We start from the raw sequence: 16,799 nt of genomic DNA, 5'->3' as shown, positions 1-16,799 counted from the left end.
ACAAGAGGGCTCGGGATATTCGGCAGATTCGTCGCGCCCCGGGGGACGGGACCCTACTTCGTACTTAAATCCGGGGCGAGGGCGGCAGCAAATGCCACGGGACATTGATGCTGAATAACACGGCACCGAGCGCTTTTTTAAAGCAGTTGCAGCGGGCGGTGGACAGACTTTTGCCGGATGGGCACCGTTCATGCACCCACCGACGCATTCGCCTCACGGCGCGGGGCCCGGTGACAATTCAGGCACCAGACGACGCCGGTCACCAGCAGCACAATGGCCGCCCACTCAAAGTTGTCCGGGAGTCGGTGCTCCCATATAAAGCCGAAAGCCAGCGCCGCCAATGTCTCGATCACCAGCACTTGTCCACTGAGCGCCAGCGGCAGCAGCCTGCTCGCCTGATTCCAGCACGCGCCACCCACCACCGAGGACAGCAAGGCGACGCCCCCGGCCACTCCCAAAACATGCAGCCAGTCCGCGGCGCTGTACGTACCGGCCTGAAACCCCAGAACAGGCACTGCCAATAGCAGGGACTGCGCGCCGGTCATGACCCCGGTCAGGAGCGCCCAGTCATGGGACGAAACCTCGGTGACTTGAACCAGTCGCCGAGCGTTGCTCACGGCGTACCAGCTCCAGGTCACCAATGCGCCCACCGCACACAAAATCCCGCCAACGTTGGTCAATGCATCCGGCCTGTCGCCTTTGAACAGGGCGTGCCAGCTGATCAGTACGACGCCCCCGACCGCGCAACACAGCGAAGGAATCAGCTTGCGCAAAGAGACGGCGTTGGCGTCATGACGGCCTGCCAGCGTCACGATGACCGGAATGAGTCCGACAATCAGGGATGTCGTGGCGATGCCGACCCATTGCACACCGGTGCCCACCAGCGAGTAGTAGAGGAGGTTGCCGATCAGGCTCAGCCAGAACAGTGATTTCCAGTCAGCCATACCGAGTTGCGCACAGACCCGGCGCCACCGGGGCATCAACAGCGCTGCGGAGATGGCGCCGTAGCAGAGGAATCGGATGACGGCGAACTGCAGGCCGCTCAAGCCCGGCGTCAGCTGCGGGCCCAGAAAAATCACCCCCCAGCACAGCCCCGCACACCCCCCGTAGCCGATGCCTTTTAGCAGTGCTCGATCAGCCAGCATTTCATCCGCTCCAAACCCTAAAGCCACAAGTCTGGGGCAATGGAATCGGGGCGTATTGTCCGCACCGGTCGAATTTTTTACCCAGGCTGTTTGTGCGCCTTGCGGTACGCCGCGGGTGTCGTGGCGCTGACACGCTGCATGGCCCGGGTGAAGGAGGCCTGATCGGAGAAGCCTGCACGCAAGGCAATCTCGGCGATCGACAACGAGGTGCCACGCAGCCATCGCTGAGCTTCCTGAATGCGCAGATCAGTGAGGAAGGTTTGCGGGCTTTGTCCGAACGTTTGCCGGAATCGCTGGTGCAGTTGACTGATGCTCATGCCTGCCGCGTGCGCCATGACCTCATTGCTCCAGTGGTCACCGGGCGTGGCTCGCAGACGGCCTATCAGTTGAGCCATGGGCGACGGCGATCCGACGGTGTCCGACAACAGGGAGGACAGCAACAGCGGGCCGAGCTGTGAAGCGCTCAAGGCCAGTTGCTCATTGCCGATCAGCTCGGCGAACTCGATCAGCCGCCGGGTGGCGGGGGAAACCGGCACGTACACACGCTTGGCCAGCGGCGCGATGTGCAAGGCCTCCAGCGTAGTCGCGGCGCAGTCCAGGATCAGAAACCGGCTGTCAACGTGGGTGAGTTGGGAGTGCGCCGAGCCCGGCATCACCACGGCTGCCAATGACTGATCGATAGCCCCTTCACGACCGTCCACGTTGATTTCCATTCGCCCGCGGATCGGCAGCACCAACTGAGTGTGGTCGTGCTGGTGATTGGGGTTTTCCCTGTCGTAGCTGCGGACTTCAAGGTTTACAAACATAGCGCACCATCCCGCCAGGCGGGTCATTCAGGGTCGAGCATTCGCCGTGCCCGTGCACCTTACCGATGCGGTGCGGGGGGCGGGATTCTACCACTTGGCGAACAGGCCGTTGTGCCCGCCCGATGTCCTGCACGCCGACACAGAATGGCTGCACCGCAGTGGCTGAGCCCGGGTCAGTCAGCCGTCATTCAGGGAGGGGGCGAAAGCAGAATCTGCCCTCACCGCAGAATCGGTTAACTCCGCGCGTACCACGCCACATTATCTGCCGCCACGACGCCCATTCTTGGGCCTTTGCCCGCCCGAATGCCTTCAAAAGCCCTCTAAAAGCGCACAAACACAGGCCCTGCCCAAGGCTGGCGCGCACCGCAAACTCTGCTGAGCCCAGCCACCAAAACGGTGGTTTGTATTGAGCACGGGTCGTTTTAGACGGCATATGCTGATTTCACAGTGATGTAATGAAGCTGTGCTGCAACGAGGCCGACGCGCCGCCAGGGCGCGAACGCTTGCCACACTCAACTGACTTCAGGACCGCACTCAATGAGCTTTCTTCGTCCCAAATTCATTACGTTCGACTGCTACGGCACGCTCACCAACTTCCACATGGGCACCATGACCCGCGAGCTGTTTGCTGACCGCGTCAAGCCTGAACAGATGGACCAGTTCGTCAAAGACTTTTCGGCCTATCGCCTCGATCAGGTCATGGGCGACTGGCAGCCGTACGACGTGATCCTCAAGACCGCCCTGGCCCGGACCTGCAAGCGCTGGGGCGTCGAGTACCGCGATGAAGGTCAACTGTATTACGACGCCGTGCCGACATGGGGCCCCCACGCCGACGTGCCGGCCGGTCTGTCGAAGATCGCCGACAAGATTCCCCTGGTGATCTTCTCCAACGCCAGCGACAGCCAGATCATGTCCAACGTCGACAAGCTCGGCGCGCCGTTCCACAAGGTCTTCACCGCCGAACAGGCCCAGGCCTACAAGCCGCGTCTGGCCGCGTTCGAGTTCATGCTCGACAACCTCGGCTGCGGCCCGGAAGACATCTTGCATGTGTCTTCAAGTTTCCGTTACGACCTGATGTCGGCCCACGACATGAAGATCAAGCACAAGGCGTTCGTGGCCCGTGGTCATGAAGTCCCGGCGAATGCGTACTTCGAGTACCAGCAGATCACCGACATCGGCGGACTGCCGGCGCTCGTGGGTCTGTAACTCAAACACCGTCTCCACGCCGTTTCAGCGCCGCCGTTTTAGCAATAAGGGGTTAAAGATGGGCAGTGAATCCTATTGGCTCGACACCGCACCGGCCTTCACCGGTGCCCAACTCGGCGGCTTGCCCGGGCAGGTCGACGTGGCCGTGATCGGCGGTGGATTCACCGGCCTGTCAGCGGCGCGAGCCTTGGCCCTCAAGGGTGCCAGCGTGGTCGTGCTGGACGCCGGTCGGGTCATCGGCGAAGCCTCGGGGCGCAACGGCGGGCAGTGCAACACCGGCGTGGCGCAGGATTACGCCGGTCTGCACGCCAGTCTCGGTGCGGCCAGGGCGCGCGCCTATTACCAGGCCTATGAAAGCGCGGTGCAGACCGTGGTGTCGCTGGTCGAGCAGGAAGGGATCGCCTGCGATCTGCTGCGCAACGGCAAGCTCAAGCTGGCGGCCAAACCCCTGCATTACGAAGGCCTGGCCCGCACCTGCGAGCTGATTCGCCAGGAGGTGGACGCCGACGTCGAGCTGCTGAATGCCGAGCAGACCCGTGCCGAAGTCAACTCGTCGCAGTTTCACGGTGGCTTGTTGCAGCGCAATGGCGTGCAAATGCACGTCGGCCGCTTTGGTGTTGGCCTGGCAGAAGCGTCGGCGCGGCGTGGCGCAATGATTTATCAACACACCCCGGTCAAGGACTGGAAGCCCCAGGCCGGCGGTTATCAGGTCAACACCGCCAAGGGCTCGCTGCACGCAGGCCAAGTGCTGCTGGCGACCGGCGCTTGCCAGCACGGCGACCTCGGCTGGTACCGCCGGCGGATCGTGCCGGTGGGCAGTTTTGTCATCGCCACGGAAGTCTTGCCCCAGGCGCTGATCGACGAGTTATTGCCGCAGCACCGGGCGTACGTGACCAGCCGTCAGATCGGCAACTACTTCCGCCTGACCCCGGACAACCGCCTGCTGTTTGGCGGCCGTGCGCGGTTTGCCATGTCCGACGGCGTGTCTGACGCCAAGAGCGGCAAGGTGCTGCAGGCGGCGATGCTGAACATGTTCCCGCAATTGGCCAACGTGAAAATCGACTACTGCTGGGGCGGTCTGGTGGACATGACGTCCGACCGCCTGCCCCGCGCCGGCCAGCACGGCGGCGTGTTCCATTCCATGGGCTACAGCGGCCATGGCGTGCAGATGTCCGTGCACATGGGCCAGGTCATGGCCGAGGTCATGGCCGGCAACGCGGCGGCCAACCCCTGGCGTGAACTGGAATGGCCGGCGATCCCCGGGCACTTCGGCAAGCCGTGGTTTCTGCCGTTCGTGGGCGCGTACTACCGCTTGCAGGACTATCTGCACTGACGCCTGCGCTGAGTCGCCCGTTGTAGCGTCACCGTCGTCTGCGTTTCCAGGACGCTCCGGACATCCGTGAGCACTCGAATATCCCGATCATCGACAGGTAGCCTTGATATGACTGACCACAAAGACACCCCCGAGCTTATCTCCGGCCCAGACAGCCTGCGGGTATTCGAAGGCCTCAATCGCGGCATGTCGCGGCGCAACGCCTTGCAGATGCTCGGCCTTGCCGGCGTCGCCGCAGCGGGGGCGGGCAGCCTGTTCGGCAGCGCCGGCAAACTGTTTGCCGAAGAAGCCACCGCCGGCGGCAAAGGCAAGCCGGGCGGCAAGATTCGCGTCGCCGGTATGTCCAGTTCCACTGCCGACACCCTCGACCCGGCCAAGGGCGCGCTGTCCACCGACTATGCCCGTCACTACATGTTTTACAACGGCCTGACCCGTTTCGATAAGCACCTGGTGCCGCAGCTGGAACTGGCCGAGCGCATCGACAACGTCGACGCCACCCTGTGGACCATCACCCTGCGCAAGGACGTGACCTTCCACAACGGCAAGAGCCTCGGTGCCGCCGACGTGGTGTTCTCCCTCAGCCGCCACAAGGACCCGATCACCGGCTCCAAAGTCATGCCGCTGATGGAGCAGTTCGCCGAAATCAAGGCCACCGGCCCGAACGAAGTGCAGATCCGCCTCAGCGCGCCGAACGCCGAACTGCCGTCGATCCTCGCCGTGTCGCACCTGCTGATCGTTCCCGAAGGCACCACCGATTTCAACAAAGGCATCGGCACCGGGCCGTTCACCGTCGGCGAGTTCAAGCCGGGTGTGCGCTCGGTGGCCGTGCGCAACAAGAACTACTGGAAACCGGGCCTGCCGTACCTCGACGAGATCGAATTCATCGCCATCGCCGACGAGCCGTCGCGGGTCAACGCGCTGCTGTCCGGCGACGTGCACATGATCAACGAGGTCAACCCGCGCTCCACCACGCGCATCGCCGCCAGCCCCAAACACCGCGTCGTCGATGCACCGTCGGGCAACTACACTGACTTGATCATTCGCCAGGACCAGCTCCCCGGCAAAAGCCCGGAATTCACCCAGGCCATGAAGCTGCTGCTGGACCGCGAACAGGTCAAGTCCGCCGTGTTCCGTGGCTTCGCCGTGGTCGGCAACGATCACCCGATTGCGCCGGGTTCGCGCTACTTCAACACCGACTTGCCGCAGACGGTCTACGACCCGGAAAAAGCCAGGTTCCTGCTGAAGAAAGCCGGCATGGAAAGCATCACCATGCCGGTCATGGCGTCGCCTGCCGCGACCGGTTCGGTGGACATCGCCGTGCTGCTGCAGCAATCGGCGAAACAGGCCGGGCTTAAGCTGGACGTGAACCGTCTGCCGAGCGACGGCTATTGGTCCAATCACTGGATGAAGCACCCGTTGAGCTTCGGCAACATCAACCCGCGACCGAACGCCGACGTGATGTTCTCGCAGTTCTTCCAGTCCAAGGCGCCATGGAACGAGTCCGGCTGGCAGAACGATCAGTTCGACCAGTTGCTGATGCTGGCCCGGGGCGAAACCGACGACGCCAAGCGCGCCAGGATGTACGGCGACATGCAGACCCTGGTCCACGATCACTGCGGCATCGGCGTGCCGGTGTTCATCAGCAACATCGACGGTGTCGACCAGCGCATCAAGGGCTACGACTCGAACCCGTTGGGCGGCTTCATGGGCTACATGTTCGCCGAGCAGGTGTGGCTGGACGCTTGAGGAGGCAGTGCGATGAATAGCCATACGCTGTGGTTGATCTGCCGGCGCTTAGGTGCCGGGGTCGTGACCCTGTTGATCGTGTCCATGGTCGTGTTCGCGATCACGGCCGTGCTGCCGGGCGACGCGGCGCAGCAATCCCTCGGTCAGTTCGCCACCCCTGAACAGGTGGCGGCACTGCGCCTGAAACTGGGGCTCGATCAACCCGGCGTGTTGCGCTATCTGCACTGGTTGATGGGCCTGCTCACCGGCGACATGGGCCAGTCGGTGTCCAATGCCATGCCGGTGGGTGAATTGATGGCCGGCCGGGTGCCGAACACGCTGATGCTGGCGGCCGCCACGGCGCTGGTGTCGGTGCCGCTGGCGCTGATCCTCGGCATCGGTTCGGCCATGGGTCGGGGCGGGCGCATCGACAGTTGCCTGAGTTTCATTACCCTGGCCATGGTCGCAGTACCGGAGTTTCTGGTGGCAACCCTGGCGGTGCTTATTTTCGCGGTCAACCTCGGTTGGCTGTCGGCGCTGTCCTACGCCACCGACATCACGTCACCGCTGCAATTTCTGCGCACTTACGCGCTGCCGGTGATGACCCTGTGCTGCGTGATCGTGGCGCAGATGGCGCGCATGACGCGTGCCGCCGTCATCGACCAGCTCGACAGCCCCTACGTGGAAATGGCCCGCCTCAAAGGCGTCAGCCCGATCCGCATCGTCCTGCGTCACGCGTTGCCCAACGCCATCGGGCCGATTGCCAACGCCATCGCCCTGAGCCTGTCGTACCTGCTCGGCGGGGTGGTGATCGTCGAGACCATCTTCAACTACCCCGGCATCGCCAGCCTGATGGTGGATGCCGTGACCAACCGCGACATGGCCCTGGTGCAAGCCTGCACCATGCTGTTCTGCGCGGCCTATCTGGCGTTGGTGTTGCTTGCCGACCTCTGCGCCATCCTCTCCAACCCGAGGCTGAGAAACCAATGAACCCGCTCATTGCGAAATCCAGGCCTGCGTCTTCAGCCCTGGCACTGGCCAAGGTCTCCGGCAACCCGTCCTGGCTGGGATTGGTCGGTGCTGCCGTCTGCGTGATCTGGCTGCTGGTGGCGCTGTTCGGCCCGTGGCTGGCGCCGCACCCGGTCGGGGAAGTGATCTCCGACAACATCTTCGAAGGCTTCAGCCTGGCGCATCCCTTCGGCACCGATTACCTGGGCCGCGACATGCTCAGCCGGGTGTTGGTGGGCGCGCGCTTCACGGTCGGTCTGTCGCTGGTGGCGGCGCTTTTGGCCAGCTTCTTCGGGACCGGCTGCGCACTGCTGTCGGTGGTCTCGCCGAAATGGCTGGACGAAATCATCAGCCGGATCATGGACGCCTTCATTTCGATCCCCAGCAAAATGCTTGCGCTGATCATGGTCTCGGCCTTCGGCTCGTCGGTCACGCTGCTGATCTGCACGGCGGTGATCAGCTACATCCCCGGTTCGTTCCGGGTGGCCCGCAGCATGGCGGTCAATATCGAAGCGCTGGAATACGTGCAAGTGGCGCGCACCCGGGGTGAAGGCAAGCTGTACGTGGCGTGCCGGGAAATCCTGCCGAACATGCTCAACCCGGTGCTCACCGACCTGGGCCTGCGTTTCGGCTACATCGTACTGTTGCTCAGCGGCATGAGTTTTCTGGGCCTCGGCGTGCAGCCGCCGGACGCCGACCTCGGCTCGCTGGTGCGGGAAAACATCGGCGGCCTCAACCAGGGCGCGATGGCGATCATTATTCCGGCGCTGGCCATCGGCACGCTGACCATCGGCGTCAATCTGCTGATCGACTACCTGTCATCGCGACGCGGTCGCCGCTCGGGAGGCCATTGATATGACCCAGTTGATTCGCGTCGAAGACTTGCGCGTGGTGGCCGGTGATCCGGGCAGCGAAGTGGAGATCGTCAAGGGCGTGAGTTTTGCCCTGGAGAAGGGCGAAGTGCTAGCGCTGATCGGCGAGTCCGGCTCCGGCAAAACCACGATTGCCCTGGCCTTGCTCGGTTATGCGCGACGGGGCTGCCGATTGTCCGGTGGCGTGGTGCAGGTCGGCGAACACGACATGCTCGCCCTCGGCGAAAAAGAGTTGCAGGGCCTGCGCGGCAATCGCGTCTCGTACATTGCCCAGAGCGCGGCTGCTGCCTTTAATCCGGCGAAAAAACTCCTCGATCAAGTGGTGGAAGGGCCGTTAATCCACGGCCTCGGCACCCGCGCCGAACTGGAAGCCAAGGCCATCGGCCTGTTCCGCGACCTGGCCCTGCCAAACCCGGAACGCATTGGCCGCCGCTACCCGCACCAGGTTTCCGGCGGGCAACTGCAACGGGTGATGGCCGCCATGGCGCTGATCAGCGATCCGCTGCTGGTGGTGCTCGACGAGCCGACCACCGCGCTGGACGTCACTACCCAGATCGATGTGCTGCGGGCGTTCAAGCGGGTGGTGCGGGAACGCGGCGCGACGGCGGTCTACGTGTCCCACGACCTGGCCGTGGTGGCGCAAATGGCCGACCAGATTGTCGTGCTCAACGGCGGGCAGATTCTCGAACAAAGCGCCACTGCGCCGCTGCTCAAGGCACCGGCCCACGATTACACCCGCAGCCTGCTGGCGGCTGCGCGGCCCGACACGCGCATTCGTCCGCCCTGTGGCATCGCGGAAGAAGGGCCACTGCTGACCATCACCGGCCTGACCGCCGGCTACGGCAACAAAAACCTGCACGGCATGCCGGCGATTCGCGTGCTGGAAGACATCGACCTGACCGTACGACGTGGCCAGGCCATCGGCGTGATCGGCGAATCGGGCTCGGGCAAATCAACCCTGGCGCGGGTCGTGGCGGGGCTCTTGACTCCGGCACTCGGCGGCCTGACCTTCGACGGCCAGCCGTTGGGCGGCAGCCTGTCCGAGCGCACGCCGGAGCAGTTCCGCCGCATTCAAATGGTTTTCCAGAACGCCGACACCGCGCTCAACCCGATGCACAGCGTGGCGACCATCCTCAGCCGTCCGCTGAAAATGTATTTCGGCCTCAAGGGCGCGGCCTTGCAGACGCGCATCGGCGAGCTGCTCGACCTGGTGCGCCTGCCGCGGGACATGGCCGACCGCCGTCCCAATGAGCTGTCGGGCGGGCAGAAGCAGCGGGTCAATCTGGCCCGGGCATTGGCGGCCAAGCCCGACCTGATTCTCTGCGATGAAGTCACCTCGGCCCTCGACACCGTGGTCGGCGCGGCGATCCTCGAGCTGCTCCGCGACCTGCGCCAGCAACTGGGCGTGTCCTACCTGTTCATCAGCCACGACATTTCCACCGTGCGCGCGCTGTGCGACGACATCGTGGTGATGTACAGCGGCCACAAAGTCCACGCCGGCCGTCGCGAATCCTTTGCCGAAGCGCCGTACCACCCGTACACCGACCTGTTGATTCACTCGGTGCCGGAACTGCGTCAAGGCTGGCTGGAAACCTGCGGCGCCACCAGCGGCGAGCTGCCGCCGATCGGCGATCGGGCCAACCTGGCGGAGCTGTGCACCTTCCTCAATCGCTGCCCGATGCGCATCGACGGCCTGTGCAACCGCACCGCGCCGAACCGCCGCACCCTGAACAACGGCAGTGAAATTCTGTGCCACCGCGACGCCGCCGATCTGCTGGCGACCCAGCGCGGCGTCACCCCCACAAGCTTTGGAGCGTATGCATGAAAGGGCGTTTTGTGAGGCTGGCCGAACAGGGCCGGCCGACGGTCAAGCTGACCGTGGATGGCGCGCCGGTCGACGCATTGCAGGGCGACACGCTGATGGTGGCGTTGCTGACCCAGGGCACCGCGCTGCGCCAGTCGGAATTCGACAGCGGCCGCCGCGCCGGTTTCTGCCTGATGGGCGCGTGCCAGGATTGCTGGGTCTGGACCCGTGGCGGCGAACGCCTGCGCGCCTGCTCCAACGAAGTCCGCGACGGGCTGGACATCGTCACCACACAACCGGAGGCGACATGGCCACTGCACAGCTGAGCACCCATCGCGTCGTCATCGTCGGCGCGGGACCGGCCGGCGTGCGCTGCGCCGAAACCCTGCTGGCGGCCGGCATCAAACCGATTCTGGTGGACGAAAACCGCCGCGACGGCGGGCAGATCTACCGCCGCCAGCCGGACGGATTCACCCGCGATTACTCCACCTTGTATGGCAGCGAAGCCGACAAGGCCAAGGACCTGCACCAGACCTTCGACCGCATCCGTAGCGCCATCGATTACCGCCCGGATACCCTCGTGTGGAACCTCACGCCGGGGCAGCTGTGCTGCGCCAATCAGGGCCGCCACACCACGCTGGACTATGACGCGCTGATCCTCTGCACCGGCGCCACCGACCGCTTGATGCCCATCGAAGGCTGGCAACTGGCGGGCACTTACAGCCTGGGCGGGGCGCAGATCGCGTTGAAGAATCAGGCGGTTTCCATCGGCCATCGCGTGGTGTTCATGGGCAGCGGGCCGTTGCTGTACCTGGTCGCCAGCCAGTACGTCAAAGCCGGCGCGACTGTGGCCGCGGTCCTCGATACCTCGCCCTTCAGCCTGCGGATCAAAGCCCTGCCCAAGCTGCTGGCGCGGCCGGGTCTGCTGTGGACCGGCATGAAACTGTTGGCGCAGTTGTATCAAGCCAAAGTGCCGGTGCATCTCGGCGTCAAGCCGTTAGAGGTGCTGGGCGATGCCGCCAATGGCGTGGCAGGCGTGCGTTTCACGACCGGCAGCGGCCGGGCGGTGACCGTGCAGGCCGATGCCGTCGCATTGGGTTATCACCTGCGCCCGGAAACCCAGCTGGGTGATCTGGCCGGTTGCGCCATGGCCTTCGATGAAGCCTCCAGCCAATGGTGGCTGGCGACGGACGAGGCCGGTCGGACCTCGGTGAACGGCGTCTATGCCGCGGGCGACGGGGCGAAAATTCGCGGCGCCGATGCTGCCGAGCATGCCGGGCGGCGAGTGGCGTTGGCGCTGCTGGAAGACCTCAAACAGCCGTTCAATGCCGGGCTGCGCGATGAACAGCAACAGGCGCTGGCGGTGATGGACCAGTTTCGTCTGGGCCTGGCCGAAGCGTTTCCCTGGCCTGCTGAACAGGCCAAGGCCTTGCCCGACAGCGCCATCGTCTGCCGCTGCGAGATGATCACGGCCGGCGAATTGCGCCGCACGGTCAACGAGAAGGGCGCCTGTGAGGTCAACCGAGCCAAGGCATTCAGCCGGGTCGGCATGGGTCGCTGCCAGGGCCGTTATTGCTCCCAGGCGGGGGCTGAAGTGATCGCCGCGGAAGCCGGCGTGCAGGTGCAGGAAGTCGGTCGCCAGCGCGGGCAGGCGCCGGTCAAACCCTTGTCGATGCTCATTGAGGAGGTGTCGCCATGAGCGTGCAAAAAGCAGATGTGGTGATCGTCGGTGGCGGCGTGATGGGCTCAGCGACGGCGTTCTTTCTGCGTCAGCGCGGGCAGTCGGTGATCCTGCTGGAGCGCGACCAGATCGGCCAGTACGCCAGCGGCGTCAACTTCGGCAACGTGCGCCGGCAAGGACGATTCCTCGGGCAACTGGCGCTGGCCAACCGCTCGTACGCGCTGTGGAAACGCCTGCCGGAACTGATCGACGACGACCTCGAATTCATCCCCAGCGGGCACATGCGCGTGTGTTATCGCGAAGACGAAATCGCCGAGCTGGAAGCGTATGCCGCCGCCCCGGAGGCCGAGCAGCTGGACCTGAAAATCTACCGTGGCGCCGAGCTTCATCAGCGTTTTGGCTTTCTCGGCGCGGACGTCAAAGGCGGCTCGTACGCCCCTCACGACGGCCACGCCAACCCGCGCCTTGCCGCGCCAGCCTTTGCCCGCGCCGCTAGGCGTCTGGGGGCGCAGATTGAAGAGCGCACGGAAGTGGCCGAGGTTGAGAAGGTCGGCGGTGATTTTCACGTCACCACCACCGACGGTCGTCAGTTCCACGCCGCGCAGCTGTTGATCACCGCCGGCGCCTGGGGCCAGAAACTTTCGGCGCAGTTTGGCGAGCCGGTGCCGCTGGACACCCACGGCCCGCAGATGGCGGTCACGGAACCGGTGCCCTACGCCTTGCCGACGGTGATCGGCGTGTACACCAAGATCGCCGAGGAAGTGATCTACTTCCGCCAGATCCCCCGGGGCAACATCGTCATCGGCGGCGGCTTTCGTAGCAAACCGGACATGCTCAACCGCCGCGCCGCTGTCGAGCCGCGCAGCATCCTCAATCAGGCCGAGCAGATGCGCCGGCTGCTGCCGGGCGTGGGCAATTTGAACATCATCCGCGTGTGGAGCGGCATTGAAGGCTACCTGCCGGACTCGCTGCCGATCATGGGCCCCAGCGGCACCGTCGACGGCCTGTTCTACGCCTTCGGCTTTTGCGGCCACGGCTTCCAGCTCGGCCCCGGCGTCGGTGACGTGATGGCCGAACTGCTCGATACCGGTCGCACCACGACCCCGATCGAGGCATTCTCCATCACGCGTTTTGCCCATCCCGCCGTGCAACGGAGCCACGCCTCATGAAACCCCGCGTTCTCGAGATTCTGAAACGGCTGATGGCCTTCGAAACCGTGTCGTCGGAGTCCAACATGGCCCTGATCGATTACGTCCGCGACCTGCTGCTGACCAAGGGCATCGAGTCGCTGATCGTCAAGGACGAGAGTGGCAAGAAGGCCAACCTGTTTGCCAGTACCGGGCCGAAAAACCAGCCCGGCGTATTGCTCTCCGGGCATACCGACGTGGTGCCGGCGGCGGGGCAGGCGTGGACCTTTCCGGCCTTCGCCGCCACCGTGCAGGACGGGCGCATCTATGGCCGTGGCAGCTGCGACATGAAGGGCTTCATCGCCCTGGCCATCGACGCCATGCTCGACGCGGCAGAGCACTCACTCACACGCCCCCTCAACCGCCCGCTGCAACTGGCGCTGTCCCATGACGAGGAGATCGGTTGCGTCGGCGTGCGGCGCTTGCTCGACGTGCTGCACCTGGCGCCGGTGCGGCCATTCCTCTGCGTGATCGGCGAGCCGACCAACATGCAGTTCGTGCTGGGCCACAAGGGCAAGGGCTCCTACCGGACCTATTGCCGGGGTCAGGAGGCGCATTCGTCCCTGGCGCCGCGCTCGGTCAACGCCATTCACGTGGCTTGCGACTTCATCGCCTCCCTGCGGGAGAGCCAGCAGCATCTGCAACAACACGGCGCTCAGGACACCGACTACGACGTGCCTTACAGCACCGTGCACGTCGGCCAGATCAGCGGCGGCAAGGCGCTGAACATCGTGCCGAACCTGTGCACCCTGGATTTCGAGGTGCGCAACCTGCCGGCGGACAATCTGGATCAGTTCATCGAGCAGATGCGCGAGCGTGCCGAAGTGATCGTGCGCGAGGCGCAAAAGCTCTCCAGCGTCGCGGCCATCGAGATCGAAACCATCAACGTCTACCCCGGCCTCGACACCCACCCGACGGTCGAAGCGGTGAGCTTCCTCAAGCAGTTCGCCGCGCCGGAAACCGGCATGACCAAGGTCTCTTTCGGCACCGAGGGCGGCCTGTTCAAGCAGCGTTTGGACGTACCGGTGGTGGTGTGCGGCCCGGGTTCCATCGAGCAGGCGCACAAGCCGGACGAGTTTATCGAGGTCAGCCAGATGGACGCCGGTGAACGCTTTTTGCAAGGGCTGTTGGGCTCGTTGAAGGCGTAGCAGAGCCTGCCGTCCTGACGTGAATTTCAGCACGGCGCACTGGTTTCAAGGCGCTTTCGGCATCCTCGTTCGAGCCAGATCCCTAGACTGAAATCTGTCTCGGATCAGGACTCGACCATGCTCAAGAATCGCTTGCAAGACCCCGGCCTGCTGGCTGAATGCGCCTACGTCAACGGCCAGTGGATCGCTGCTGACAGTGGCGCCACCCTGGACGTCCTCGACCCCGCCAGCGGCGAACTGCTGGCGCAGGTCCCGGCCATGGACGCGGTCGACACCCGCCGCGCCATCGAAGCCGCCGAACGTGCCTGGCCTGCCTGGCGCGCGCGCCCGGCGGCAGAACGCGCGGGGCTGCTGGAGTGCTGGTTTCAGGCGATGATCGACAATCTCGATGACCTCGCGCTGATCATGACCTGCGAGCAGGGCAAGCCGCTGAACGAGGCCAAGGGCGAAATCCGCTACGGCGCCGGCTTCGTCAAATGGTTCGCCGAAGAAGCGCGCCGGGTCTACGGCGAAACCATGCCGGCGCCCACTGGCGACCGCCGCCTGCTGACCCTCAAGCAACCCGTGGGCGTCTGCGCCGCGATCACCCCGTGGAATTTCCCCAACGCGATGATCACCCGCAAATGCGCGCCGGCCTTGGCCGCCGGCTGCCCGATCATCGTCAAACCGTCGGACCTCACGCCGCTGTCGGCCCTCGCCGTGGCAGTGCTGGCCGAACGCGTAGGTATTCCGGCCGGTGTGTTCAACGTCATCACCGGGATGCCCGCGGGCATCGGCGAAGAACTCACCGGCAACCCGGCGGTGCGCAAGATTTCTTTCACCGGCTCCACCGCCGTCGGCCGCCTGCTGATGCGCCAGAGCGCCGAACACATCAAGCGCCTGAGCCTGGAACTGGGTGGCAACGCGCCGTTTGTGGTGTTCGATGACGCCGACCTGGAACAGGCCGTGGCCGGGGTGATGATCAGCAAATTTCGCAACGCCGGACAAACCTGCGTGTGCGCCAACCGCATTCTGGTGCAGGCGGGCATCTACGACCGTTTCGCTGCGCGGCTGGTGGAGGAGGTGGGCAAACTCAAGGTCGGCAACGGCCTGGAAGAGGGCGTGACCATCGGCCCGCTGATCAACCCGGCGGCGGTGAGCAAAGTGGCCCGGCACATCGACGATGCCCTGAGCCAAGGTGCCACACTCCTCTGCGGCGGGATTCCCACAGGCGACAGCCCGTTCGTGCAACCCACCGTGCTGGCTGACGCCCACGCCGGCATGTTGCTGGCCAACGAGGAAACCTTCGGCCCGGTGGCGCCGTTGATGCGCTTTACTGATGAGGCCGAGGCATTGGCGTTGGCCAACGCCACGCCGTTCGGTTTGGGCGCCTACTATTTCACCCAGGACCTGAAGCGCTCGTGGCGTTTCGGCGAAGCGCTGGAGTTCGGCATGGTCGGCCTCAACACCGGGATCATCTCGATGGAAGTCGCGCCCTTCGGCGGCATCAAACAATCGGGCCTCGGTCGCGAGGGCAGCAAGTACGGCCTGGACGAGTACCTTGAAGTCAAAGCATTCCACATCGGCGGCTTGAACTGATTCATCCCGAGGGGCGCACCATGAGCAAGGCATTCAGAATCGCCGCGATTGCGGGCGACGGCATCGGCAAGGAAGTCCTGCCGGAAGGGCTGCGGGTACTGGAACAGGCGGCGAAAAAATGGCAACTGAACCTGAGCATCGACGTGCTCGACTGGGCCCACTGCGACTACTACCTCCAGCACGGGCAGATGATGCCCGACGACTGGTTCGAACAGCTCAAGGGCTATGACGCGATCTACTTCGGCGCCGTGGGCTGGCCCGACAAGGTGCCGGACCACATTTCCCTGTGGGGTTCCTTGCTCAAGTTTCGCCGGGACTTCGACCAATACGTGAACATCCGCCCGGTGCGCCTGTTCCCCGGCGTGCCCTGTACGCTGGCCGGACGCAAGCCGGGTGACATCGATTTCGTGGTGATACGGGAAAACACCGAGGGCGAATATTCGTCGGTGGGCGGCAAGATGTTCGAAGGCACCGAACACGAATTCGTGCTGCAGGAATCGGTGTTCACCCGTCGCGGCGTCGACCGCATCCTCAAGTTCGCCTTCGAACTCGCCCAGACCCGCCCGCGCAAACGCCTCACGGCCGCGACCAAATCCAACGGCATCTCCATCAGCATGCCGTACTGGGACGAACGCACGGCATTGATGGCCGCAAACTACCCTGAGGTCAGCTGGGACAAACAGCACATCGACATTCTGTGCGCCCGCTTCGTGCTGCAGCCGGACCGCTTTGACGTGGTCGTGGCGTCGAACCTGTTCGGCGACATCCTGTCGGACCTCGGCCCGGCGTGCGCCGGCACCATCGGCATCGCCCCGTCTGCCAACCTCGACCCGGAACGGCGGTTTCCGTCGTTGTTCGAACCGGTGCATGGCTCCGCGCCGGATATCTACGGACAGAACATCGCCAACCCCATCGCGATGATCTGGTCCGGCGCGCTGATGCTGGATTTCCTCGGCAACGGCGACGAACGCTACCGCGCGGCCCACGACGGGATCTTGCAGGCGATTGAACAGGTGATTGCCGAAGGCCCGATCACCCCGGACCTGGGAGGGAAGGGCTCGACGCAAGACGTCGGGGCGGCGATTGCCGGGAGGTTGGTTTAGGGGGTGGCGGTGTTTGAGTGGGACTGGCTTTTGACGTATGTGGGACCGGCTTTTAGCCGGGAAGGCGTAAGGGTACTGCAGTGGTCTAATTTCCCCGGACACCTCGATAAGTGGAAAATACATTTATCGAGGAGTTCTACATGACCAGAAAGCGCAAAAGATTTGATGACAGCTACAAATTGGAAGTCGTAAAAATGGTCAGG

At 64.2% G+C, this 16,799-nt stretch carries 14 protein-coding genes; 12 read left to right on the top strand and 2 right to left on the bottom strand.

What is annotated here, in order from left to right; all coding sequences use genetic code 11:
* Positions 1–188 precede the first annotated feature (188 nt).
* Together ABEH28_RS15965 and ABEH28_RS15960 are read right to left on the bottom strand one after the other, a co-directional pair.
* The gene (locus tag ABEH28_RS15965; protein WP_346630522.1) at positions 189–1,145 is read right to left on the bottom strand and encodes a DMT family transporter; all 957 of its coding nucleotides are present in this window, start codon (positions 1,143–1,145) and stop codon (positions 189–191) included.
* A 77-nt stretch (positions 1,146–1,222) separates the two neighbouring features.
* Positions 1,223–1,951, bottom strand: coding sequence for an AraC family transcriptional regulator (locus ABEH28_RS15960; RefSeq protein WP_346630521.1), 729 nt, complete (start codon positions 1,949–1,951; stop codon positions 1,223–1,225).
* Positions 1,952–2,488: 537 nt separating this feature from the next.
* Between ABEH28_RS15960 and ABEH28_RS15955 the strand changes: the two genes are divergently transcribed.
* From ABEH28_RS15955 to ABEH28_RS15900, 12 genes are all read left to right on the top strand, one after another.
* Positions 2,489–3,157, top strand: coding sequence for a haloacid dehalogenase type II (locus ABEH28_RS15955; protein ID WP_074887989.1), 669 nt, complete (start codon positions 2,489–2,491; stop codon positions 3,155–3,157).
* A gap of 58 nt (positions 3,158–3,215) precedes the next feature.
* A complete protein-coding gene (locus ABEH28_RS15950; protein WP_346630520.1) occupies positions 3,216–4,490 on the top strand; it encodes an FAD-dependent oxidoreductase in 1,275 nt (424 codons plus the stop codon).
* Between the two features lie 108 nt (positions 4,491–4,598).
* Entirely contained in the window at positions 4,599–6,236 is a 1,638-nt protein-coding gene (locus ABEH28_RS15945) for an ABC transporter substrate-binding protein (protein ID WP_346630519.1), read from the top strand.
* Between the two features lie 12 nt (positions 6,237–6,248).
* Positions 6,249–7,205 carry an ABC transporter permease gene (locus ABEH28_RS15940; RefSeq protein WP_346630518.1) on the top strand — a complete coding sequence of 319 codons (957 nt, stop codon included), beginning with the start codon at positions 6,249–6,251 and terminating at the stop codon, positions 7,203–7,205.
* Positions 7,202–8,077 (top strand): ABC transporter permease, encoded by an 876-nt coding sequence (locus tag ABEH28_RS15935; RefSeq protein WP_108123039.1) that lies wholly within the window; start codon positions 7,202–7,204, stop codon positions 8,075–8,077. The genes ABEH28_RS15940 and ABEH28_RS15935 overlap by 4 nt, the downstream gene beginning before the upstream one ends.
* A 1-nt stretch (position 8,078) precedes the next feature.
* Entirely contained in the window at positions 8,079–9,920 is a 1,842-nt protein-coding gene (locus ABEH28_RS15930; RefSeq protein ID WP_346630517.1) for an ABC transporter ATP-binding protein, read from the top strand.
* Entirely contained in the window at positions 9,917–10,225 is a 309-nt protein-coding gene (locus ABEH28_RS15925; RefSeq protein WP_192172689.1) for a (2Fe-2S)-binding protein, read from the top strand. The genes ABEH28_RS15930 and ABEH28_RS15925 overlap by 4 nt, the downstream gene beginning before the upstream one ends.
* Positions 10,207–11,598: an FAD/NAD(P)-binding oxidoreductase gene (locus ABEH28_RS15920; RefSeq protein ID WP_346630516.1), complete on the top strand. Its 1,392-nt coding sequence runs from the start codon at positions 10,207–10,209 to the stop codon at positions 11,596–11,598. Before ABEH28_RS15925 ends, ABEH28_RS15920 begins: the two co-directional genes overlap by 19 nt.
* Entirely contained in the window at positions 11,595–12,749 is a 1,155-nt protein-coding gene (locus tag ABEH28_RS15915; protein ID WP_346630515.1) for an FAD-binding oxidoreductase, read from the top strand. The genes ABEH28_RS15920 and ABEH28_RS15915 overlap by 4 nt, the downstream gene beginning before the upstream one ends.
* Positions 12,746–13,915 (top strand): acetylornithine deacetylase, encoded by a 1,170-nt coding sequence (argE, locus tag ABEH28_RS15910; RefSeq protein ID WP_346630514.1) that lies wholly within the window; start codon positions 12,746–12,748, stop codon positions 13,913–13,915. The genes ABEH28_RS15915 and argE overlap by 4 nt, the downstream gene beginning before the upstream one ends.
* A gap of 117 nt (positions 13,916–14,032) precedes the next feature.
* Positions 14,033–15,493 carry an NAD-dependent succinate-semialdehyde dehydrogenase gene (locus ABEH28_RS15905; RefSeq protein WP_346630513.1) on the top strand — a complete coding sequence of 487 codons (1,461 nt, stop codon included), beginning with the start codon at positions 14,033–14,035 and terminating at the stop codon, positions 15,491–15,493.
* Between the two features lie 20 nt (positions 15,494–15,513).
* Positions 15,514–16,596, top strand: coding sequence for a tartrate dehydrogenase (locus ABEH28_RS15900; protein WP_346630512.1), 1,083 nt, complete (start codon positions 15,514–15,516; stop codon positions 16,594–16,596).
* The last annotated feature ends 203 nt before the right edge of the window (positions 16,597–16,799 follow it).

Source organism: Pseudomonas sp. Ps21-P2 (genome assembly GCF_039672565.1).
Taxonomy (GTDB): domain Bacteria; phylum Pseudomonadota; class Gammaproteobacteria; order Pseudomonadales; family Pseudomonadaceae; genus Aquipseudomonas.
This window is presented reverse-complemented; position numbering and strand designations above follow the sequence as displayed.